Below are 20993 nucleotides of genomic sequence, written 5' to 3'. Positions count from 1 at the left end.
GAGGCGGCCCCGCGGCGCGTCCCGCGCAGGAGCGCGTTTTATCGATCAAAATTAAAGTATGTTAAGACGTTCGTGGTGTCACGAGCACGTGAAGACCGATTCGCCCGCCGCGCGGGAATAAACGCGCCCGCGCCATCGACGGGGCTTTGGTGCCGCCTCATCTCCCGGCGAGGGTCGGCGGCGGATCGGTGCGCGCTTCTCGGAGCGTCGGGATCGGCGTCCCGGAGCGGAGTGCAGCGAGGACGCCGATGGCTGTGGTGATGCTCGACGGTGCGCGGGCGCGGCGGAGCGAGCTTCTCGCCGCGCTCGATGCCGTCGGGGTGATCGGCACCTGGTCCTACCATCCGGCCACGGGGCGGATCACGCTCGACGCGGCCCTGGCGCGGCTCTACGGGCTCGGCGAGGCCGGGCCGCACGAGGTGCCCTTCGACCGCTTCCTCGACGGCCTCCACCCGGGCGACCGGGAGCAGGTGAGCGCCGCCCTGGCGCGGGCGGTCGCGGCGGGCGACCGCTGCCGGACCGAGCACCGCGTGCTCGGGGCGGCGGGCGCCGTGCGCCGGGTCGCCGCCTACGGCGCCGTGCAGGAGGCCGGCGGGCCCTGTCGCGGGATCGCCATCGACATCTCGGACGAGGCGCGCGGGGGCCACGACGACGGGGCGGTGCTCGACGCCGTCGCGGGCCACTGCCTCGCGGCCCGGCAGGCGCTGGGCACGGTCCGCTCCCCCCTGGTGCGCCGGCTCATCGACATGACGCTGATGGAGGTGGGGCTCGAGCTCGGCCGGCTGCTCCGGCGCGGGCCGCCTTAGCGGCACCCGGCCGCGCGGCCCCCGCGCCGGAGCGGCATCCACGTCGGCGCGGGGGCCCCGGTCGGCGCGGGCGCGGTGGCCTGCGCGGCGGGCCGTCCTCAGACGATCGGGTTGACGAGGGCGTCGCCGCGCCGCAGCCGGTCGAGGTTGTCGAGCAGGAGGCCGACGACGCGGGCCTCGTAATGCCCGGTCTCGCCGGCGCTGTGGGGCGTGACGATCACGTTCTCCATGGCCCAGAACGGCGAGTCGGGCGGGAGCGGCTCCTCGGCGAAGCAGTCGAGGCCGGCGCCGAGGAGCCGTCCCGCGCCGAGCGCCCGCAGGAGGGCGTCCTGGTCGACCACGCGCCCGCGGGCGACGTTGACGAGGCAGGCGCCCGGCCGCATCGCGGCGAGGGCGGCCGCGTCGATCAGGTGCTCGGTCTCGGGCGTGAGCGGGCAGGCGAGCACGACCATGTCGGCCTGCCCGAGCGCCTCGTGCAGGGCTGCGGGCGCGAAGACCGCGTCGACGGGATCGTCCTCGGCGATCGACCGCCGGCGCAGGCCGATCACCCGCATGCCGAAGGCGCGCCCGAGGCGCGCGATGCGGGCGCCGATCCGCCCGAGCCCGACGACGAGGAGCGTCAGGCCGCCGAGCTCCCGCTGCCGCAGGGCCGGGTCGGCGATCATCGGCCGCCAGTGGCCCCGGGCCTGGTCCCGCTGGGCCACGTTCAGGTGGCGGGTGAGGCCGAGCATCAGCGCGAGGGCGTGCTCGGCCACCGCGCGCTCGTTGCCGCCCTGGGCGCTCGCGAGCCGGATGCCCCGGGCGCGCAGGGCGTCCCTGGGGAACTGGTCGGTGCCGGCGCTGATCGACTGGATGAACCGCAGGCGCGGCGCCCGCTCCAGCAGCGCGTGCCGCCAGAGCTGCGACACCACCAGCACCTCGGCCTCCCCGATGCGCTCCTCGAGGCCGGCGAGGTCGCGCACCTCGGCGAACGGCCCGGGCGCGCCGCGCGCCGCGTAGGCGTCCCCGAGGCGGTAGGCGGGGTGCGCGAAGACGACGGGGCCCGTGAGGGCGGGGGCATCGGTCGGGGGCATCGGGGGCACGGTCCTGGCGGCAGTCGAGGGCCGCGGGACTTCACACCGGGGTCGCGCGCGGGGCAAGCCCGTCCCGCCCGGCCGGTTGACGGCCGGCAACAACCCGCCGGGCGGCCGCCCCGGCGCCGGAACGGCAGCCCGCAACGCGAAGCCCGCCCCCGCGGGGGCGGGGACGGGCTGTTCCGGTCCGGTGTCGATGGCGCCGGGCCCGCCTCCGCGCGAACGGGGGCGGGCCTCGACCGTCACGGTCGCGACGGCGACCGGTCGGGCGCGGTCAGCGGCCGTAGTAGTAGGGGGTGCCGACCGGGTATTGCGGCGCCTCGCGCACCAGCACGCCGCGCTCGCGCGGATACACGACGTAGCCGTCCACGACGGGGCCGCCGCCCGGGTAGCCGGCGGCGCGCTCGGCGCCCGCCAGGGGGCCGCCGGCCTGCGAGCCAGAGCGGTTGTAGGGGGAACCGCCCTGCGCGAAGGCGGGGGTGGCGGCCATCAGGGCGACCGCAGCCGCCAGCACGATGCGCGTCTTCATCTCAGTACCTCGTTGTCGGAAAGGATCCGCCGTTGCGGTCTCGCAGCGTCAATCGCTGCGACTGCGAAAGGTTCGCGGCGGCATGTGCGGCAGCGCACGCGACCCGCCACTGTTCGAACCTGACCGCCCGCCTAGTTTGGAGCCCGTCCAGCCAAGAGCCGGTCCAGCCAAGAGGCGGCCTCATGAGCATCGACATCGTCCTCACGGTGAACGGCACGCGCCGCACCATCCCGATCGCGGACCCGCGCGTCACCCTGCTCGACCTGCTGCGCGAGCAGCTCGGCCTCACGGGCGCGAAGAAGGGCTGCGACCGCGGCCAGTGCGGCGCCTGCACGGTCCTGGTGGACGGGCGGCGCATCAACGGCTGCTTGGCCCTCGCGGTCAGCCTCGACGGCGCCGACATCCTCACCATCGAGGGGCTGGCGCAGGGCGAGGCGCTCCACCCGGTCCAGGCGGCCTTCATCGCCCATGACGGCTTCCAGTGCGGGTTCTGCACGCCGGGCCAGATCATGAGCGCCGTCGGGCTGATCCGCGAGGCGCAGGCCGGGGACGACCCGGAGCGGGTGCGGGAGGCCATGAGCGGCAACCTGTGCCGCTGCGGCGCCTACGCGGGCATCACCGCGGCCGTCCTCGACGCGCAGCGGGCGGTCAACCAGGGAGAGGCGGCGTGAGACCCTTCGACTACGTCCGGGCGCGGGACATCGCCGGCGCCGTCGCGGCGGCGGCGGAGCCGGGCGCGGCCTACCTCGCCGCCGGCACCAACCTCCTCGACCTGATGAAGGGCGGGGTCAGCCGCCCGACCCGCCTCGTCGACATCACCCGCCTGCCGGGCCTCGCCGCCGTCACGGCGACGCAGGGCGGCGGCCTGCGGATCGGCGCGCTCGCGCGCAACAGCGACCTCGCGCACGACCAGGCCTTCGCCCGGGCCTACCCGGCGGTGGCGGAGGCCCTGCTGTCGGGCGCCTCGGCGCAGCTGCGCAACGCCGCCACGGCCGCCGGCAACGTGATGCAGCGGACCCGCTGCCCCTACTTCGCCGACACGGCGAGCGCCTGCAACAAGCGCCGGCCCGGCGCGGGCTGCGAGGCGCGCGGGGGCGAGACGCGCCTCTCGGCGGTGCTCGGCTGGAGCGAGCACTGCATCGCCACCCACCCGTCGGATTTCTGCGTGCCCCTCGTCGCCCTCGACGCGGTGGTGGAGATCGCCAGCCCGGCGGGCTCCCGGGAGGTGCCGCTCGAGGCCTTCCACCTGCTGCCCGGGGACGCGCCGGAGCGCGAGACCGTGCTGGAGCCCGGGGAGCTCGTCACCGCCCTGCGGCTGCCGGCGGAGGCGGCGGCGTTCGCCGGGCACAGCCGCTACCTCAAGGTCCGCGACCGCACCTCCTACGCCTTCGCGGTGGTCTCGGCCGCGGCGGCGCTGCGCCTCGACGGGCCGCGCATCGCCGAGGCGCGCCTCGCCCTCGGGGGCGTCGCCCTCAAGCCCTGGCGGGCCCGCGCCGCGGAGGCCGCCCTCGCGGGCCGCGAGCCCGACGCCACCGCGTTCCGGGACGCCGCCGACGCCGCCCTCGCGGGCGCGACGCCCTCCGGCGACAACGGCTTCAAGATCGAGCTCGCCCGCCGCATCGTGGCGCGGGCGCTGACGCTCGCCGCCGCCGGCACGCCCGAGCGCCTGCCGGCGCTGCCGGCCTCCGCCTTCGCGCCCATTCCCGGAGCCGCAAGCCCATGACTGACACCGCCTCCCGGCCCGACCCCGCGCCCCGGCCCCTGCGCCAGGGCTCCAGCATCGGCCAGCCGCTCACCCGCCGCGACGGGGTCCTGAAGGTCACGGGCGCCGCCCGCTACGCGGCCGACCACAGCCCCCCCGGGATGCTGCACGCCGTGATGGCGGTGAGCCGCATCGCCCGGGGCCGCGTCGCGCATCTCGACGTCGCGGCGGCCGAGGCCCATCCGGGCGTCGTCGCGGTGATGACGCCGCGCAACGCCCCCCGCCTCGCGCGCCATCCCGACGAGAAGGGCGACCCGTTCACGTTCCGGCTCGACCTCCTGCAGGACGACCGGGTGCGCTACGCCAACCAGCCCGTCGCCGTGGTGGTGGCCGAGACCCTGGAGGCGGCGACCGAGGGGGCCGCCCTGCTCGCGCCCCGCTTCGAGGCGGAGCCGCCCGCGACCGGGCTCGACGCGGACGGGCGCTTCGTGCCCGGGGCCATCGGCATCGGCGACCCGCCGGACGTCGTCAAGGGCGACGTGGAGGCGGGCCTCGCGGCGGCGTCCCGCCGGATCGAGGCGACCTACGAGACGGCCGCGCAGTACCACAACGCCCTGGAGCCGCACGCCGTGGTCGCCTCCTGGGACGGCGACCGGCTCAGCCTGGAGATGCCGAGCCAGGGGCTCGCCATGGCGCAGGGGCGCATCGCCGGCCTGTTCGGGATCGATCCCGGCGACGTCCACATCCGCAGCCCCTTCCTGGGCGGCGGCTTCGGCTCGAAGGGCATGGTGGCCGGGCCCCAGGTGCTCGGCATCATGGCGGCGCGCCTCGTCGGCCGGCCGGTGAAGCTCGTGATGCGCCGCGAGCAGATGTTCGGCCCCGTCGGCCACCGGGCACCGACCCGCCAGACCCTGCGCCTCGGCACCGACGAGGCCGGCGCCCTCACGGCCCTCGACCACCACAGCCTCACGGCGTCGAGCACCTTCGACGACTTCTTCGAGCCGAGCGGCGGCGTGTCCCACACGCTCTACGCCGCCCCGGCCATCGCCACCCGGCACGAGGCGGTGCGGCTCGACACCGGCACGCCCCTGTTCATGCGCGCCCCCGGCGAGGCGTCCGGCAGCGCGGCGCTCGAGAGCGCCGTCGACGAGATGGCGCAGGCCTGCGGCATGGACCCGCTGGCGTTCCGCCTGCGGAACTACGCCGAGGCCGAGCCGGTCTCGGGCAAGCCCTTCTCGTCGAAGGCCCTGCGGGAATGCTACGCGCAAGGGGCCGAGCGCTTCGGCTGGTCGGCCCGCCCGCTGGCGCCGCGGCAGATGCGCGACGAGGCCGGCCTGCTCGTCGGCTGGGGCCTCGGCACCGCCACCTTCCCGGCCCTGATGTTCCAGGCGCAGGCGCGGGCGGAGCTGCGCGCCTCGGGCGACGCCACCGTCGAGATCGGCGCCATCGACATGGGGCAGGGCGCCTGGACGAGCCTCGCCCAGATCGCCGCCGAGGAGCTCGGCCTCGACATCGACCGGATCGACTTCCGCATCGGCTCCTCCGACCTGCCGGACGGGGGCATCGCGGGCGGCTCGGCCCACACCGCGACCGCGGGCGCGGCGATCCACGGGGCGGCCGCCCAGGTGGTGGCGCAGCTCGCGGCCCTCGCCACGGCCGATCCGGCCTCGCCGCTCTACGGCGCCGGCAATGCCGGCGTCGTCGCCCGCGGCGGGCGCCTGCTGCGCCGGGACGACGAGGGCCGGGGCGAGGATTTCGTCGCGATCCTGGCCCGGGCCGGGCGCGGCGCCGTCGAGGGACGGGGCACCGGCGCGCCCGACCCGGCCGCCCGCGACGCCTACGCCATGCACGCGCACGGGGCGGTCTTCGCCGAGGTCAAGGTCGACCCCGACCTCGGGCAGATCCGCGCCACGCGCCTCGTCGGCGCCTTCGCGGCCGGGCGGATCATCAACCCGCGCCTCGTGCGCAGCCAGTACTACGGCGGCATGATCTGGGGCGTGTCCTTCGCGCTCCAGGAGCAGGCCGTGATGGACCCGCGCTCCGGACGGCCGATGAACGCCAACCTCGCCGAGTACCACGTGCCGGTGAACGCCGACGTGCCCTCGCTGGAGGCGATCCTGGTCGAGGAGGCCGATCCCCACGTCAACCCGCTCGGCATCAAGGGGGTGGGGGAGATCGGCGTCACCGGCACCGCGGGCGCGATCGCGAACGCGGTCTGGCACGCCACCGGGATCCGGGTGCGGAGCCTGCCGATCACCCTCGACCGGCTGCTGTGACGGGGCGGGCCGGGGCGCGCCCCGCCGACGGCGCGCGCGCCTGCGCGCGTCAGCGGCGCGCCGGCCCGCGATGCGGCAGGGCGTGCGGGCGCAGGCTGCCGGTCGCCTCCGGGGCGAGCCAGGGCGCCCGGGGGGCGGGCTGGCCCTGCTGCGCGTAGGGCGAGCGGGTGTCGGCGTAAGGGTTCGTGACGTAGCTGCTCATGAAGGCGCCGCCGGCGGGCATCCGGTCGCCGCCCTCCGCCCGCGCGCCCGTGGACGGCAGCGCGACGGCCAGAACCGCCGCGGCCGCGAGGATTGTCGGGATCGCGCGGGACGCCTTGACGAGACGGGACATGGAAACCTCCGTTCGCGTCCGTCCCCGCCTCCACTCGGGATCCTTGCGGGACCGGAGGAACGAGGAGGGATATCGGCCCTCCCGCCCCGGACCCCCGTGCGCCGGCGCACGCGGCTCTCCGGCCGCCCGCGGGCGCGGACGCACCCCGATCCGGCCGGCTGCGGCCGGCGGAATCGGAAAGGTGCAGCGGTCCCAAGGAGTTGGGGGCATTCCGGGACGGTCCGGGCGCCGTTCCGGCGCCGGGCCGCGCCGGGCCAGATATGCATCTGCTGCATGAATATCCCGGAGTGGCCCGCCCTGCATTCCCTGCGGGCGGGACTCTCACGGCAGGAGGTGCGCGTCCATCCAGCCCGCGGGCGCCGGCGGCACGCGCCGCGTGATCCACGCGCTGACCTCGTCGGGCGTGTCGAACACCCGCGTGCCCGGCAGGGCCGCGCAGGGCCCGTAGGCGGCCGCGACGCGCCACTTGTGACGGAGCTCGGGCGGATGCGGCATGCCGGGCATCAGCCGCACCAGGACGGAGACGAGGCGGTCGTCGAGGTAGATCAGGCAGCCGTCCTGATCGGCGCCGTCCCGCTCGAGACGGACGTGTCGCTGCGTGATCGTCCCCGTCATGCCGACCCTTGTCCCGCGCCGCCGGACGGGCCACCCGCCCGCGATCAACTCTAGCGTGCTACTTCCCATCCACGATTGACACCGGTTAAGACCCGGTGAAGGGCGGCGGCGGGACAGCCCGGCTTCGCCCCGGTGCGGCGCTGAGCGCGGCGCTGAGCGTCGCACCCGGATCGCACGGTCCGGCCGCGCCCTCAAGCGCGGCGCGGCGGGATCGCCGGGGCAAGGCGGGGCGCCGGCGGCTGCGCGGCGTGACCGCCCTCCGGCGCGGGGCGGGGCCGCGCCGGCTAAGACGGCCGGCACCGGCCGCGAAACCCTGCTACAAGCCCGCGCCGGGCCGACGCGGCAGGGGAGGGACGGGGCCGATGGACGACGAGACGTTTCGCACCTGGGCGCACCGCGCCGCCGACTGGTCGGTCGACTACCTCGCGGGCGTGGGCGAGCGGCCGGTGCGGGCGCAGGTCGCCCCCGGGGAGGTCTACCGCCGGCTGCCCGCCGCGCCCCCGGACGCGGGCGAGCCCATGGCGGCGCTGTTCGAGGACCTCGACCGCCTCATCATGCCGGGCATGACGCACTGGCAGCACCCGCGCTTCTTCGCCTACTTCCCGGCCAATGCCAGCCCGCCCTCGGTGGTGGCCGAGTTCGTGACCGCGGCGCTGGCCGCCCAGTGCATGCTCTGGCAGACCTCGCCGGCCGCGACCGAGCTCGAGACCCGGGTGATGGACTGGCTGCGCCAGATGATCGGCCTGCCGGCCGGCTTCGCGGGCGTGATCCAGGATTCCGCCTCCGGCGCCACGCTCGCCGCCCTCCTGACCGCCCGGGAGCGGGCGCTCGGCTGGGCGGGCAACCTCGAGGGCCTGTCCGGGCAGCCGCGCCTGCGGGTCTACGCCTCGGCAGAGGTCCATTCCTCCGTCGACAAGGCCGTGCGCATCGCCGGCATCGGGGACGCCAACCTCGTGCGCATCCCGGTCGCCGGCCCGCTCCACGGCATGGACCCGGCCGCCCTCGAGGCGGCGATCCGGGCCGACCGCGCGGCGGGATTCCGCCCCGCCGCGGTCGTGGCCTGCCTGGGGGGCACCAGCATCGGCGCCTGCGACCCGATCGAGGCCGTGGCGGAGGTGGCGCGCCGGCACGACCTCTTCCTGCACGTCGACGCCGCCTGGGCCGGCAGCGCCATGATCTGCCCGGAATTCCGCGACCTGATGCGGGGGGCCGAGGCCGCCGACAGCCTGGTGTTCAACCCCCACAAGTGGCTGTTCACGCATTTCGACTGCTCGGCCCATTTCGTGCGCGACCCGAAGGCCCTCACCGACACGCTCGGCATCCGGCCGCCCTTCCTGCGCACCCTCGGGCAGGAGGGCTTCGTCGACTACAACGAGTGGTCGGTGCCCCTCGGGCGCCGCTTCCGGGCCCTGAAGCTGTGGTTCGTGATCCGCTCCTACGGCGTCGAGGCCCTGCGGGCGATGATCCGCGACCACGTCGCCTGGGCCCGCGACCTGGCGGAGCGCGTGGCGGCGCACCCGGATTTCGAGCTCGTCACCGGCCCGATCCTGTCGCTCCTCAGCTTCCGCTACGCCCCGCGCGGGGCCGACGACCTCGACGCCCTCAACGCCCGCCTGCTCGCGCGCATCAACGACGACGGCCGCACCTACCTGACCCAGACCCGGCACGACGGCCGCTTCGTGATCCGCTTCCAGGTCGGCCAGACCTCGACCACGCGGGACGACGTCATGGCGGCCTGGGACGCGGTGCGGGAGATCGCCGGGGAATTGCGGGCTGGGTGAGGGCCGGCGCCCGGCCGGGCCTCAGGCGAGGCGGGGCGCGCGCCGGGCCGGCCGCCGCGAGCCTGACCCGCGCCGCGCCTCACGTCCGGCTCGGCAGCCAGGTCGCCAGGATCGGCAGCGCGACCAGGATCCCGAGCCGGACGAGGTCGGTGACGATGAACGGCGCGACCCCGCGGAAGATCGTCGAGAACTTGAGGTCGCCGATCACGCTCTTGATCACGAACACGTTCATGCCGACGGGCGGGTGGATCAGCCCGAGCTCGACCGTCATGACGATGATGACGCCGAACCAGATCGGGTCGAATCCGAGGGCGGTGATCACCGGGAAGACGATCGGCACCGTCAGGATGATCATGGCCATCGCGTCCATGAGGCATCCGAGCACGAGGTACATGAGCAGGATCAGCATCAGGACGCCGTGGCGGCCGAGCCCGAGCCCGGTCAGGAACTCGGTCACCTTCTGGGGCGTGCCCGTGATGGTGAGGAAGTAGCCGAACAGCAGCGCCCCGATCAGCACCGTGAACACCGCCGCCGCCGTGCGGGTGGCCTGGAGGAGCGAGCGCAGGATCGCCTCGCGCGACAGGCGCCGGCGCAGGATCCCGATCAGGAAGGCGCCGCCCGCCCCCATGCCGCCGGCCTCCGTCGGGGTGAAGAGCCCGCCGTAGAGGCCGCCGATGACGAAGACGAAGAGCAGGAGCGAGGCCCAGACCCCGCGCAGGGCCCGGACGCGCTCGGGCCAGGTCGACCGCGGGCCGCGGGGCAGGAGGTCGGGCCGCACGAGGCCGATGAGCGCGAGGGTCAGGATGTACATCGCGACCGCGAGGAGGCCGGGCACGATGCCGGCCATGAACAGCTTGCCGATGTCCTGCTCGGTGATGATCCCGTAGACGACGAGCACGGTGGAGGGCGGGAACATCGCCCCGAGGGTGCCGCCGGCCGCGATCGTGCCGGCCGCGAGGGTCTGGGGATAGTCGTAGCGGCGCATCTCCGGGTAGGCGACGGTGGAGAAGGTCGCGGCGGTCGCGACCGACGAGCCCGAGATCGCCGCGAAGGCGGCGCTCGCCAGGATGGTGGCGAAGCCCAGGCCCCCGCGCAGGTGCCCCAGCACGGTGTTGGCGGCGCGGAACAGCTCGCGGCTCATGCCCGAGTTCGACACGAACGCGCCCATGAGCAGGAACATCGGGATCACCCCGAAGGTGTAGTCCGTGACCGTGCGCATCGAGGTCTGGCCGATGAGCTTCAGGGCCGGCCCGAACCCTCCGACGAGCCCGAAGCCGCAGACGCCGACGAGGCCCATGGCCATGCCGACGGGAACCCGCAGGAGCATCAGGACGAACAGCGTGACGAAGCCGAGGATCGCGACGGCATCCGGGTCCATCATCGCCGCGCTACTCCACGGGCTCGAGGGAGTGGGCTTCGTTGACGCGCTCGGGCGCGGCGACGAGGCGGAATGTGCGCACCGCGATCAGGATCACCGCCGAGACGTCGCCGAGCCAGGCGACCGCGAAGAACGGCCAGGTCGGCCATTGCAGGTCGTAGGTGAGGACGTTCTGGACGTAGGTCTGCGCGACCTTGTCGAACAGCATGATGGTCTGGACGGTGACGACGAACAGCAGCACCAGCGTCGCGAAGACGTCGATGACGCGCTTCATCGTGGTGCCGGCGAGCTCCCAGACGAGGTCCACGGTGATGTGGGCGCCGCGGTAGCTCGTCGCCGCGATGCCCCAGAAGATCAGGATGCCGAGGAGCATGCGTCCGACATCGTAGCCGTCCGGGATCGACACCGAGAAGAAGTAGCGCAAGAGGACCGACACGAAGATGTCCGCCGCGACGAGCCCGACGAAGGCCGCGGCGATCCACTCGATGCCGGCGATGAAGCGGTCCATCCCGCTCGGGTCGGACCGCTCGGCCGGCGTGACCGGTTCCGGGATCCCGGCCGGCATGGGGTGCCTCATCGCGTCGTCTCCCGTCAGGTCCCGGTCATCGCGCCGGCCCGGCGCAGGTCGGGGCGCCGGGCCGCTGGCCGTGCGGCAGGGGGGCCGGCCGCGCGGCCCGGCCCCTCGCTCCCGCCCCGCCGGTTCAGTAGGCCGCGTCGTGCTTCCTCAGGCTGTCCTTCAGCTCCGCCAGCGCCCGGTCGGGATCGACGCCGACCTTGCGGACCGCCTCCGACCAGGCGCTCGTGAGCGGCTCGGCGGCCTTCCGCCAGGCGGCGAGCTGCTCGGGGGCGAGGGGGTAGACCTCGTGCCCGGCGAGCCCCTTCATCCGGGTGCGCCCGGCGGCCTCGAAGTCGATCCACGGCCCGGCGACCTTCTCGGCCCATTCGGGCGTGCAATGGTCGTCGATGACCTTCCTCTGGGCCGGCGTCATGCCGTCGTACTTGGCCTTGTTGATGTTGTAGGTGAACACCGTCGTGTAGAGCGGCTCGTCGACGTGGTAGCGCACCACCTTGTCGATCCCGAACAGGAAGACCGAGCCCCAGGGGAAGAAGATCGCCTCGGCGACGCCGCGGTCCAGCATGTCGCGCGCCTCGGGCGCGGAGCCCTGCACGTTGGTGGCGCCGAGCAGCGTGTCGAGCTGCCCGATGGTGCTCTGGGCGGGGCGGACCTTCAGGCCCTTGAGGTCGGCCGGCACCGCGATCTTCTTGCGGGCGTGGATCGAGCCCGGATCGTGCACGAAGGCGAAGCAGAACTTCGTGTCCTTCATCTCGGTCTCGGCGTAGCGGCGGTACCAGGCGTCCAGCGCCTGGGTGCCCTTGTGGCCGTCGTTGAAGGTGAAGGGGATCTGCCCGACCGCGATGACGGGGAAGCGCCCGGGCTGGTAGCCGGGATTGACGTAGCTGACGTCCGCGATCCCGTCGCGCGCCATGTCGTAGTGGTCGAACGCCTTGCCGAGCTGCTCGGAGGGGAACAGCACCGACTTGATCGTGCCGCCGGACGCCTTCTCGATGTCGGCCGCCCAGGCCCGCGTGGCCGGCACGAGGGGATGGGCCGGGGGCAGCCAGATCGAGATCTTGAGCTGGACCGTCGGGTCCTGGGCCGCGGCCGGGCCCGCGAGCAGGGTGCCCGCCGTCAGGAAAGCCGCGCACCACGCGCGCGTCGCACGAAACCTCATCGTCGTCCTCCCGGCCGGCCTCGGGGGCCGTTGTCGTGTCGGGGCCGCGTCGCCGGCGGCCCCGGGGCTCGTTCGTGACGTCCGGATCACCCGGCCGGCATCCGCTCGCGCGGTCGCGGTCGGCGTCGGGACCGTCGCGGGTGATTATGACGGATCTCTACGCCTTGCCGAGCCGGGATCGCCCGACGGACCGGGGAAAGCGCCGAAAAATCCGCGGCCCTTGCGCGGACCGGGCCGTCTGCCGGACCCGGTGGGGCGACGCGGCGGCGCGGCCGGGCCTACTCGGGGGCCGGCCGGCCCGGATGGGGCGCGCCCGACCGCTCCGGGCTCGGATGCGGCGCCTCCGGGGGCCCGCGCATCGCGCGCGCGGCCTGGTGCGAGGCCTGGAGCATGTGCAGCGCGGCGCGCAGGATCACCCCGGCCCCGTAGCCGGCCTGGAGCGCCACCGTGGCCACCACGACGTTCGCCAGCACCGGGCGCGACCCGCCGAGCCCCGCGAGGGCGAGCCCCCCGGCCACCAGGGTGGCGAGGATCACCGCGCCGAGGACCACCAGCAGGGCGGGCACGCGCGCGATGACGCTGAGCACCGCACCCGCACAGAACAGGCAGACCGCAAAAGCCACCATGACCGGCTCCGCATCCGTGGTTCGTCACGCCTGGGCCGAACCGGAGGCACCACTTCCCAACCGCGATGGCAGCCCGAAGATCCGAACGCCCGACGACCGGCCCCGAGCGCCGGCCCCGCGGGATGGCCTGGCCCGGGACCCTGCCGGCCGGGAGGGTCCCGCCCCGGACGATACGGCAAGCGACCCCTCGATGCCAGGATTATGGCTCAGCTTCGGTCCCGGTCGGTCCGGGTCGCCGCCGGGGCGCCCCGGCGCGGCGCCGGCCCGGGCGCCCCGGCGCGGCGCCGGCCGGTCGAGGCACCGCCTGACGGCGTGGGACTAAACCTGACATCGCCGGCGCCGATCCTTACACGTTCTGGCTGCTTCTCGTCTCCCCACGCAGTGTGAAAATTGATAGTTAATAATTCGCTAAGGCAAGCAATGGCAGGCGCGTGACAGGTTCAGTATAGGATCATGGATCCTACGAAGTCACGGGCCACATCATCGGAACGACGCGGGATTCGGCATGGCGAGTACGACCAGCCGATCCGGTCTGTCCGGGAAAGCCGTCGCGTGCCTCCCTGCGTGCGGGAGGTGTTCGTGCTCACGAAAAGCCCTTTTGACGGTACGGTCATGGAAGCGGGGGACGTCGCGCCCTCCACGACGCGGGGGGCGGTCGCGACGAGCCGTGCCAAGCGCGGCCTCGACATCACGGCCTCGGCCGCCGCCCTGATCCTCCTGAGCGTCCTGTTCGGGATGATCGCGCTCGCCATCCTGGCGCTCCAGGGCCGGCCGATCTTCATCCGGCACCGCCGCATCGGCCGGAACGGGGTGAGCTTCCCGTGCCTGAAGTTCCGCACGATGGTGCGGGACGCCGACGCCGCGCTGACCCGGCACCTGGCCGAGAACCCGGGCGCGATGCTGGAGTGGCAGGCCACGCGCAAGCTCAAGAGCGACCCGCGGATCACCGCCCTCGGCAAGGTCCTGCGGGACACCAGCCTCGACGAGCTGCCGCAGCTGGTCAACATCCTGCGCGGCGAGATGAGCCTCGTCGGCCCCCGGCCGATCGTCGACGAGGAGGCCAAGCGCTACGGCGCCGCCTTCGCCGACTACAAGCAGGTTCGGCCGGGCCTCACCGGCCTCTGGCAGTGCAGCGGCCGGAACGACGTCAGCTACGAGCGCCGCGTCATGCTGGACCGGCAGTACATCCGGACGTGGTCCTTCACGCAGGACCTCGCCATCATCCTGAAGACCGTGCCCGCGGTGATCAAGTCGCGCGGCGTCTACTGACCGTCGATCGAGGCCGGGCCGCGGCGATCCGCGCCCGCCCGCCCCGCCGCGGCCCGAGGGCCGCGGCACGCCCCTTTGTCCCGGAGCCCCCGATGACCAACCGAGAGGTCGAGCATGCTGCGCGTTAACCCGGCTCGGCTGCCGATCCCTCCGATGGAGGCGGAGCGTCCCGCCGCCTCCGTCACCCTGCGGACGCTCTGGGGGATCCTGCGCCGCTCCGGTGCGAGCATCGCCGCGAGCGTGGCCCTCTGCGTCGCGGCCGCGGCGCTGTTCGTGACCTTCAGCGTGCCGACCTACGTCGCCTCGACGCAACTCCTGATCGAGCCGCAGCGCCAGCAGCAGCTCCTCATGTTCGAGCCCGGCATGCTCGACCTGACGCTCGACAACGCGCAGGTGGAGAGCCAGGTCGAGCTGCTGCGCTCCGAGCGGATCACCACCGCGGTCGTCAACGCCCTCAAGCTCACCCGCAACCCCGAGTTCCAGAAGGAGGAGGGGCTGCTCGCCTGGATCCGCGGCCCGGCCACCGACGAGGTGCTCGAGCGGACCGAATCCGAGAGCCTGCGGGTCGCCACCGGCCTCCTGTCCAACCGCGTCGGGGTGCGCCGGGTCGGGCAGTCCTACGTCATCGAGATCACGGCGCGGGCCTACCGCCCCGAGCTCGCCGCCGAGATCGCCAACGCCTACACGGCCGCCTACCTGCGCGACCAGTTCGACGCCAAGGCGCAGGTGGCGCGCAGCGGCGTCGACTGGCTGCAGGCGCGCATCTCCGACCTGCGCGGGCACCTCAGCGAGACCGCCCGGGCGGTGGAGGACTTCAAGACCCAGAACGACCTCGCCACGGGCAACGGCGGCCTGCTCATCGAGCAGCAGCTGAGCGAGATGAACAGCCAGCTCGTCTCCGCCAGGGCGCAGACCTCGCAGACGGCCGCGCGCCTCGCCCGGGTGCGGGCCGTCACCGAGGCGGGGGCGGGCAGCGCCGCCGTCGCCGAGATCATCAACAACCAGGTCATGACCAACCTGCGGCAGCGCCAGCAGGAGGCGGCGCAGCGCGAGGCCGACCTGCGCGAGCGCTACGGCCCGCGCCACGAGGCCGTCGCGGCCGCGCACCGCGAGGTCGAGCAGGCCGAGCGGGACATCGGCGCCGAGATGCGGCGCATCGCCCAGGTCTACCTGAGCGACCACGACATCGCGGTCGCCCGCGAGCGCGGCATCGAGACCGAGATCCGCCGCCTCATCGGCGAGGCGGACCGCCGGCGGATGGCGCGGGTCACCCTCTCGGAGCTCGAGGCGCAGGCCCAGAGCTACCGCCGGATGTACCAGAACCTCCTCGAGAAGCTGTCGGAGACGATCCAGAAGGAGACCCTCCCGATCACGAGCGCCCGCGTGATCGCGCCGGCGGCGACGCCGCTCGACAAGAACACGCCCCGCACGAAGCTGACGCTCGCGCTCGGCGGCGCCGTCGGGCTGCTCCTCGGCATCGCGATCTGCACCGCGCGCACGCGCTTCGACCAGACCGTGCGCAGCGCCGCCGACATCCAGCGCGCCTACGCCGGCGTGGACTGCCTCGGCCTCGTCCCGGCCCTCCGGCCGGCCCTGCCCGGGCCGCTCGGCCTGGGACTGCCCGGGCCGCGCAAGGGGCTGCTCGGGCCGCTCAAGGGGCCGCCCGGCCCGGGCCTGCCCGGGCCGCACAAGGCCCCCCTCGGCCTCGAGGTGGTCGAGGCGCCGTTCTCGCCCTTCACCCGAGCCATGCGGGGCGTGAAGGTCGCGATCGACGTCGCCCGCGAGGGGCGCACGATCACGACCATCGGGGTCGCGTCGATCTCCCCGGGCGAGGGGAAGAGCAGCATCGCCCTCAACCTCGCCGCCCTCTCGGCCCAGGCCGGCTGCCGGACCCTGCTCATCGACGCCGACTTCCTGGAGGCGGCGCTCAGCCGCGCCCTCGTCCCGGGGGCGACCGCGGGCCTCCTCGAGATGCTCGCCGAGCGCGGCGACGCGATCCAGCCGACCGCGGTCCCGCGCCTCGACGTCCTGCCGGCGGTGTTCGCGGCCCCGGTGGCCCAGTCGAGCGAGATCCTGCGCTCCCCCCAGATGCAGGCGCTGCTCACGTCGCTCGCCTCCGCGTACGAGCTCGTCGTCATCGACATCTCGGCGATGCGCTCGGCCATGGACGTGCGCGCCCTCGGCCGGATCCTCGACGGCGTCCTGCTCGTCGCCGCCTGGGGCGAGACCGAGGTCTCGAGCCTCGCGGACGCGGCCGGCTCGCTCGAGGCGGCCCAGGCCCAGGTCCTCGGCATCGTGCTGAACAAGGTGCGCGACACCGAGGCCGTGTCGCGGGCGATCTGAGGAGCCGCGCGCCGATGCCGCCCCGCTTCCTCCGCCGCCCGGGCCCGGGCGTCCACGTCCCCCTGCCGCGCTCCCCCGCCCCCCGGGCGGGGGAGCCGCGCGTCGCGGCCGGGGCGCCGCCGCGCGCCGGCGCCGCCCCGGACGTCCGGGGGGCGGACCGGTGCCGGCCCGCCCCCCGGGCCCGCCGCCCGGGCGCCACCGCGGGCCTCCCCGCGGCGGCGCCCGCGGCGTCAGCGGGCCAGCGCCACGGTGCCGGGGGCCGGTGCCGCCGCCCGGGGCTTCTGCGGGGCGTCGTCGGGGTTCCCCTTCTCGACCTTCAGCACGTCGCCGGGCTGGATCGCGTCGGTCTCGGCCACGGCGATCTCGCTCGGCCCGCCCGGTCCCTGCCGCACGACGGCGTAGACCGGGGCGCTCCGCTCGGCGGCGAGCCGGCTCGTGAGCGCCTGCGGGGCCGTCACCTCGCTGTCGACGATGAGCGCCCGCACGGTCTCGGCCTTCTCCTGCAGCTTGGCGAGGCGCATCTGCGCCTCCCGCAGGTCGGCCAGCACCGTGTTCTGGCGCTGGTTCTTCAGGTCCAGGATGGTGCGGTCGTTGCGGCTCACGTCCTGGCGCGAGCGGGAGATCGCCAGGACGTTGTCGAGCCGGGCGCTCTCCATCTGGGCCACCGTCTGCTCCAGGGCGAGCTGGCGCGGGCTGATCGTCAGGCCCCGCTGCATCAGGGCGTTGATGCTGTCGAGCTCCTTGCGGGCGAGGCCGAGCTGCCGGTCCTGCGAGACGATCTTCGCCTGCAGGGTCTCGATCTCGGCGTCGATCAGCGCCTTGGCCTGGGTCAGGGCGTCGACCTGGGAGCGCAGGGTCGTCCGCCGGGTCTCGAACAGCGCCTGCTCCTCCCGCATGGCGTCGGCGACCGCCGGGACGGCGCGCTGGCTCGTCACCGCGTCCGGGAACCTGATCGCGGGCTCGTCCCGCATCTCCGCCTCGAGCCGGGCGCGGCGGGCCATGAGGGCGCTGCGCTCGACCATGACGTCGCGCAGCTCGCCGCGGGCGCTGATCGCGTCCCGGGTCAGGCGCTGCACGTCCATGTCCCGGGTCCGGAAGTAGCCGCCCGCGAGGCTCACCGCCTGCACCACGGTGAGGTTCGGCCGGTAGGGGTAGGCGCCCGGCTTGTCGACCCGGCCCACCACGTAGATCGGCCGGAACTGCGCGACCTCGACCGAGGCGTCGGGCCGCGCCGTCAGGCCGACCTTCTGCTGGAGCCGCTCGCTGATCAGGCTGCCGGCCTCGCCCGTGGTCAGGCCGCCGACCGCGAGCTCGCCGACGAGGGGCAGGGCCAGCTTGCCGCCGGCATCGACCGTGAACTCGCCCGAGAGCGGCTCCCAGGCGTAGGTCTCCCCCCGGGCGGCGCGCCACTCGGTGACCTTCAGGCGGATGCGGTCCTGGGCACCGAGCTGGTAGCGCTCCTCCGCCGCGCCGACGGGGCCGACCAGCACGGTCGTTGCCAGCAACGCGCAAATCACAGGACGTACCATCAATCCGTTCTCCACCGTAATGTCCCGCTTCGGCACCCGATGCGGCGCCGGCGTCTCGGGTCGTTGATAATAAATACGCCGAGTTTCGTCAATATGTGATTTGACAGAAGCTCAATAAAAACTGTAGCATGCGGTCTTATTGCTGGGTTGAGCAGCGATAGACTTGCGATTTCACGAGGCGTGAACGATGCGCATCATCATCCCGGACTACGAGGCGGGCTCGGAGCGGGCGCTTGGCCGAGGCCGCGCATCCCGGCGCCCGCGCGGGGCCGCGAGGCTGCTTGCGGGAGCGGGCCGGGTCGCCGGCACCCTCGCGGGATACGCCTGGATCTACGGCCTTCTCGCCGGGGCGCACCTGCTCGCCTGGGCCGACCGCGTGCGCGGGGCCCTGGCCGGCACCCCCGGCGCCGCGCGGGCGGGGGAGGCGGCCCGGCCGCCGGGGACGGGCGCGGCCTCGCCGGGCGCGGACTTGCGGAGCGCGGACTTGCGGAGCGCGGACTTGCGGAGCGCGGACTTGCGGAGCGCGAACTTGCCGGACGCGAACTTGCCGGGCGCGGACCTGCGCATCGCCGTCGGCCTCGCGACCGCCGGGCGTCCCGCCGTGGCCCGGGAGATGCTCGCGCGCCTCGCGCGGCAGTCGCGGCGCCCGGACGCCGTGATCGTCGCGGTGCCCACGTCGGCCGACCTCGGCCCGGCGCCGACGGCGGGCGGCCGGGTTCGGGTGCTCACCGGAGCCCGGGGCCTGACCCGGCAGCGCAACGCCATCCTGGCGCAGGCCGGGGACGCCGACCTCATCTGCTTCTTCGACGACGACTTCGTGCCCGGCGACGACTACCTGGCGGCGGTCGCCGCCGCCTTCGCGGCGGATCCGGAGCTGGCGGGGGCCACCGGCCTCGTGGTGGCGGACGGGATCACGGGGGCGGGCTACACGGTGGCGCAGGCCGAGGGCCTGCTCGCCCGCGGACCGGGCCGGACCGCCTCGGACCCGCCCGGGGCGGCGCCCACGGTCTACAGCGCCTACGGCTGCAACATGGCCTTCCGCCTCTCCGCCATCCGGGCCGGGCGCCTCGCCTTCGACGAGCTCCTCCCCGCCTACGGCTGGCTCGAGGACGTGGATTTCAGCCGGCGCGTCGCGCGGTTCGGGCGCCTGGCGCGGATCGAGGGGGCCGTCGGGGTGCATCTCGGGGTCAAGGGCGGCCGCCAGTCCGGCCGGCGCTTCGGCTACTCGCAGATCGCGAACCCGGTCTACCTCGTCGGCAAGGGCAGCTACGCCTGGCCGCGGGCGGCCTGGCTGATGGGCCGCAACATCGCCATGAACCTCGCGCGGGCCGCGACGCCCGAGCCCCACATCGACCGGCGCGGCCGGGCCGCCGGCAACGCCCGGGCCCTGGCCGACCTCGTGCGCGGCCGCCTCCACCCCACCCGCATCGCCGACCTCCCCTGAGCGGCCGCACTCACCGACAAGGACGGATCCTCGCCATGATCGAACGGGTGGTCGTGCTCAGTGACGACGCGGTGGAGAGCGGCGGGGCGGCCGGGATCGCGCTGCGCTCCGTGCGGCTCCTCGCCGCCCGGGGCATCCCCGTGACGGTGCTCAACGGCAGCCAGGAGGCGGAGGCGCTCGCGCGGGTGCCGGGCGTCACGCAGCACGCCCTCGGGGCGCAGAGCCTGACGGGGGGAGCGCGCGCGGCGGCGGCCGTGCGGGGCGTGTACAGCCCCGACGCCGCGCGCTTCGTCGACCGGTGGATCCGGGAGAACGACACCCCGGGCACGGTCTACCACCTGCACAACTGGCACAAGGTCCTGTCGCCCTCCGTGTTCCGGCCGCTCGGCCGCGTGGCCGACCGGCTGGCGATGACCGCGCACGACTACTTCCTGGTCTGCCCGAACGGCGGCCAGTTCGACTTCCAGGCCGGCAGCGCCTGCGAGCGCGTGCCGATGTCGGGCGCGTGCCTGGCGACGCAGTGCGACCGCCGGCACTACGGCCACAAGCTCTGGCGCGCCGCGCGCCAGGCGGTGCGCCAGCGCGTGATCGACCTCGCGCGGACCCGGGCGACGGTCGTCGCGGTCCACGACGGCATGCTGCCCTACCTCGCGCGGGGCGGGATCGCCCCGGACCGGACCGTGGTGGTGCGCAACCCCGTCACGCCCTGGCGGGCGACGCGCGTGCGCGCCGAGGAGAACCGCGAGTGCCTGTTCGTCGGGCGGCTCGAGAAGGACAAGGGCGTCGACGTGGTCGCGGCGGCCGCCCGGGAGGCCGGCGTGCCGCTGCGCATCGTCGGCGACGGCCCGCTCAAGGACGCGCTCCTGCGCGAGCATCCCGAGGCGCAGGTCATGGGCTGGCGCTCGCCCGAGGAGATCGCGGGCCTCGTCGGCCGCGCGCGGCTGCTGATCGTGCCGACCCGCTGGCGCGAGACCTTCGGCCTCGTCACCCTGGAGGCCGTCATGAGCGGGCTCCCGGTGCTGGTCTCCCGCCACGCGCTCATCGCCCGCGAGGTGGCGGAGCTCGGCTGCGCCGAGACCTGCGACCCCTACGACCGGGCCGGGATCAGCGCCGCCCTCGCCCGGCTGGCGGCGGATGACGGGGCGGTGCGGGGCATGAGCCTCGCCGGCGCGCAGCGCGCGCGCGCCCTCGCGCCGACCCCGGAGGCGTGGTGCGACGAGCTCCTGGCGCTCTACGGCCGCATCCTCGCGACCGCCGGCCGGCCGGCGACCGGCGGCGCCCGCCGCGATCCGCGCCCGCCGCTCGCGGACGGAAGGCGCGGGCCCGGTGCCGGCCCGCTCCGCGGGGCGGCCGCGGTCCCGGCCGAGGCCGGGCATCCGCATCCCTAGGGCCGGGTCCGACGGCCCGGACACCGGTTCGCCCTAGGCCTTCCCCCCGAACAAGGGGCTGGCGCCGCGGCCGGACCGGCCGCGGGTCGGGAGGCGCGGCCGGCGATCGATCGAGGCGCGCGACGCGTGAGGAGAGGGGCACCATGGCGGTTCTTGTGACGGGCGGG

At 74.7% G+C, this 20993-nt stretch carries 18 protein-coding genes; 9 read left to right on the top strand and 9 right to left on the bottom strand.

The window, feature by feature from the left end; genetic code table 11:
- Window positions 1–248 precede the first annotated feature (248 nt).
- Entirely contained in the window at window positions 249–806 is a 558-nt protein-coding gene (locus DT057_RS27020) for a PAS domain-containing protein (RefSeq protein WP_128565188.1), read from the top strand.
- 98 nt (window positions 807–904) lie between these two features.
- On the opposite strand, the gene DT057_RS27015 is transcribed toward DT057_RS27020, so the two are convergent.
- Both DT057_RS27015 and DT057_RS27010 read right to left on the bottom strand, forming a co-directional pair.
- A complete protein-coding gene (locus tag DT057_RS27015) occupies window positions 905–1879 on the bottom strand; it encodes a D-2-hydroxyacid dehydrogenase (protein WP_238314218.1) in 975 nt (324 codons plus the stop codon).
- Between the two features lie 274 nt (window positions 1880–2153).
- On the bottom strand, window positions 2154–2408 hold the full coding sequence (locus DT057_RS27010) for a hypothetical protein (protein ID WP_128565186.1): 255 nt from the start codon (window positions 2406–2408) through the stop codon (window positions 2154–2156).
- 182 nt (window positions 2409–2590) lie between these two features.
- Between DT057_RS27010 and DT057_RS27005 the strand changes: the two genes are divergently transcribed.
- Genes DT057_RS27005 through DT057_RS26995 form a run of 3 tightly spaced genes read left to right on the top strand, consistent with a single transcriptional unit; the run spans window position 2591 to window position 6386 of the window.
- Window positions 2591–3079, top strand: a complete 489-nt coding sequence (locus tag DT057_RS27005) for a (2Fe-2S)-binding protein (RefSeq protein ID WP_128565185.1) — start codon at window positions 2591–2593, stop codon at window positions 3077–3079.
- Entirely contained in the window at window positions 3076–4131 is a 1056-nt protein-coding gene (locus DT057_RS27000) for an FAD binding domain-containing protein (RefSeq protein ID WP_128565184.1), read from the top strand. The genes DT057_RS27005 and DT057_RS27000 overlap by 4 nt, the downstream gene beginning before the upstream one ends.
- Window positions 4128–6386, top strand: coding sequence for a xanthine dehydrogenase family protein molybdopterin-binding subunit (locus DT057_RS26995; protein ID WP_128565183.1), 2259 nt, complete (start codon window positions 4128–4130; stop codon window positions 6384–6386). Before DT057_RS27000 ends, DT057_RS26995 begins: the two co-directional genes overlap by 4 nt.
- 49 nt (window positions 6387–6435) lie before the next feature.
- Here the strand turns inward: DT057_RS26995 and DT057_RS26990 are convergent, their stop codons facing one another.
- The gene (locus DT057_RS26990; protein ID WP_128565182.1) at window positions 6436–6720 is read right to left on the bottom strand and encodes a hypothetical protein; all 285 of its coding nucleotides are present in this window, start codon (window positions 6718–6720) and stop codon (window positions 6436–6438) included.
- A 321-nt stretch (window positions 6721–7041) separates the two neighbouring features.
- Window positions 7042–7335 (bottom strand): hypothetical protein, encoded by a 294-nt coding sequence (locus tag DT057_RS26985; RefSeq protein WP_128565181.1) that lies wholly within the window; start codon window positions 7333–7335, stop codon window positions 7042–7044.
- 362 nt (window positions 7336–7697) lie between these two features.
- On the opposite strand from DT057_RS26985, the gene DT057_RS26980 reads away from it, so the two are divergent.
- The gene (locus tag DT057_RS26980; RefSeq protein ID WP_128565180.1) at window positions 7698–9116 is read left to right on the top strand and encodes a pyridoxal phosphate-dependent decarboxylase family protein; all 1419 of its coding nucleotides are present in this window, start codon (window positions 7698–7700) and stop codon (window positions 9114–9116) included.
- A 79-nt stretch (window positions 9117–9195) separates the two neighbouring features.
- Here DT057_RS26980 and DT057_RS26975 read toward each other — a convergent pair whose 3' ends face one another.
- From DT057_RS26975 to DT057_RS26960, 4 genes are all read right to left on the bottom strand, one after another.
- Window positions 9196–10494 carry a TRAP transporter large permease gene (locus DT057_RS26975; RefSeq protein ID WP_128565190.1) on the bottom strand — a complete coding sequence of 433 codons (1299 nt, stop codon included), beginning with the start codon at window positions 10492–10494 and terminating at the stop codon, window positions 9196–9198.
- 10 nt (window positions 10495–10504) lie between these two features.
- On the bottom strand, window positions 10505–11059 hold the full coding sequence (locus DT057_RS26970; protein WP_203236388.1) for a TRAP transporter small permease: 555 nt from the start codon (window positions 11057–11059) through the stop codon (window positions 10505–10507).
- A 136-nt stretch (window positions 11060–11195) separates the two neighbouring features.
- Window positions 11196–12227 (bottom strand): TRAP transporter substrate-binding protein, encoded by a 1032-nt coding sequence (locus DT057_RS26965; protein WP_128565179.1) that lies wholly within the window; start codon window positions 12225–12227, stop codon window positions 11196–11198.
- A gap of 278 nt (window positions 12228–12505) precedes the next feature.
- A complete protein-coding gene (locus DT057_RS26960; protein WP_128565178.1) occupies window positions 12506–12853 on the bottom strand; it encodes a hypothetical protein in 348 nt (115 codons plus the stop codon).
- Between the two features lie 612 nt (window positions 12854–13465).
- Between DT057_RS26960 and DT057_RS26955 the strand changes: the two genes are divergently transcribed.
- Both DT057_RS26955 and DT057_RS26950 read left to right on the top strand, forming a co-directional pair.
- Window positions 13466–14122 carry a sugar transferase gene (locus tag DT057_RS26955; protein ID WP_128565177.1) on the top strand — a complete coding sequence of 219 codons (657 nt, stop codon included), beginning with the start codon at window positions 13466–13468 and terminating at the stop codon, window positions 14120–14122.
- 153 nt (window positions 14123–14275) lie between these two features.
- A complete protein-coding gene (locus DT057_RS26950) occupies window positions 14276–16465 on the top strand; it encodes a Wzz/FepE/Etk N-terminal domain-containing protein (protein ID WP_162501520.1) in 2190 nt (729 codons plus the stop codon).
- A gap of 230 nt (window positions 16466–16695) precedes the next feature.
- Here DT057_RS26950 and DT057_RS26945 read toward each other — a convergent pair whose 3' ends face one another.
- Complete coding sequence (locus tag DT057_RS26945; RefSeq protein ID WP_162501519.1) at window positions 16696–17970, bottom strand: polysaccharide biosynthesis/export family protein; 1275 nt, start codon at window positions 17968–17970, stop codon at window positions 16696–16698.
- A 211-nt stretch (window positions 17971–18181) separates the two neighbouring features.
- Between DT057_RS26945 and DT057_RS26940 the strand changes: the two genes are divergently transcribed.
- The gene (locus DT057_RS26940; protein WP_128565174.1) at window positions 18182–19438 is read left to right on the top strand and encodes a pentapeptide repeat-containing protein; all 1257 of its coding nucleotides are present in this window, start codon (window positions 18182–18184) and stop codon (window positions 19436–19438) included.
- Window positions 19439–19473: 35 nt separating this feature from the next.
- Window positions 19474–20826 (top strand): glycosyltransferase, encoded by a 1353-nt coding sequence (locus DT057_RS26935; protein WP_128565173.1) that lies wholly within the window; start codon window positions 19474–19476, stop codon window positions 20824–20826.
- Window positions 20827–20993: the final 167 nt, after the last annotated feature.

The sequence above is a fragment of the Methylobacterium crusticola genome (assembly GCF_003574465.1).
Lineage (GTDB): Bacteria > Pseudomonadota > Alphaproteobacteria > Rhizobiales > Beijerinckiaceae > Methylobacterium > Methylobacterium crusticola.
The sequence above is the reverse complement of the archived record's forward strand: the minus strand, read 5'-3'. Positions and strand labels throughout refer to the sequence as shown.

Coding starts and splice junctions, on each gene's coding strand:
- DT057_RS26985 (WP_128565181.1), bottom strand. CDS start 7,335: ATGACGGGGACGATCACGCAGCGACACGTCCGTCTCGAGCGGGACGGC.
- DT057_RS26970 (WP_203236388.1), bottom strand. CDS start 11,059: ATGCCGGCCGGGATCCCGGAACCGGTCACGCCGGCCGAGCGGTCCGAC.
- DT057_RS26950 (WP_162501520.1), top strand. CDS start 14,276: ATGGAGGCGGAGCGTCCCGCCGCCTCCGTCACCCTGCGGACGCTCTGG.
- DT057_RS27020 (WP_128565188.1), top strand. CDS start 249: ATGGCTGTGGTGATGCTCGACGGTGCGCGGGCGCGGCGGAGCGAGCTT.
- DT057_RS27015 (WP_238314218.1), bottom strand. CDS start 1,879: ATGCCCCCGACCGATGCCCCCGCCCTCACGGGCCCCGTCGTCTTCGCG.
- DT057_RS26935 (WP_128565173.1), top strand. CDS start 19,474: ATGATCGAACGGGTGGTCGTGCTCAGTGACGACGCGGTGGAGAGCGGC.
- DT057_RS26995 (WP_128565183.1), top strand. CDS start 4,128: ATGACTGACACCGCCTCCCGGCCCGACCCCGCGCCCCGGCCCCTGCGC.
- DT057_RS26990 (WP_128565182.1), bottom strand. CDS start 6,720: ATGTCCCGTCTCGTCAAGGCGTCCCGCGCGATCCCGACAATCCTCGCG.
- DT057_RS26960 (WP_128565178.1), bottom strand. CDS start 12,853: ATGGTGGCTTTTGCGGTCTGCCTGTTCTGTGCGGGTGCGGTGCTCAGC.
- DT057_RS26980 (WP_128565180.1), top strand. CDS start 7,698: ATGGACGACGAGACGTTTCGCACCTGGGCGCACCGCGCCGCCGACTGG.
- DT057_RS26955 (WP_128565177.1), top strand. CDS start 13,466: ATGGAAGCGGGGGACGTCGCGCCCTCCACGACGCGGGGGGCGGTCGCG.
- DT057_RS27010 (WP_128565186.1), bottom strand. CDS start 2,408: ATGAAGACGCGCATCGTGCTGGCGGCTGCGGTCGCCCTGATGGCCGCC.
- DT057_RS26940 (WP_128565174.1), top strand. CDS start 18,182: ATGCGCATCATCATCCCGGACTACGAGGCGGGCTCGGAGCGGGCGCTT.
- DT057_RS26965 (WP_128565179.1), bottom strand. CDS start 12,227: ATGAGGTTTCGTGCGACGCGCGCGTGGTGCGCGGCTTTCCTGACGGCG.
- DT057_RS26975 (WP_128565190.1), bottom strand. CDS start 10,494: ATGGACCCGGATGCCGTCGCGATCCTCGGCTTCGTCACGCTGTTCGTC.
- DT057_RS27005 (WP_128565185.1), top strand. CDS start 2,591: ATGAGCATCGACATCGTCCTCACGGTGAACGGCACGCGCCGCACCATC.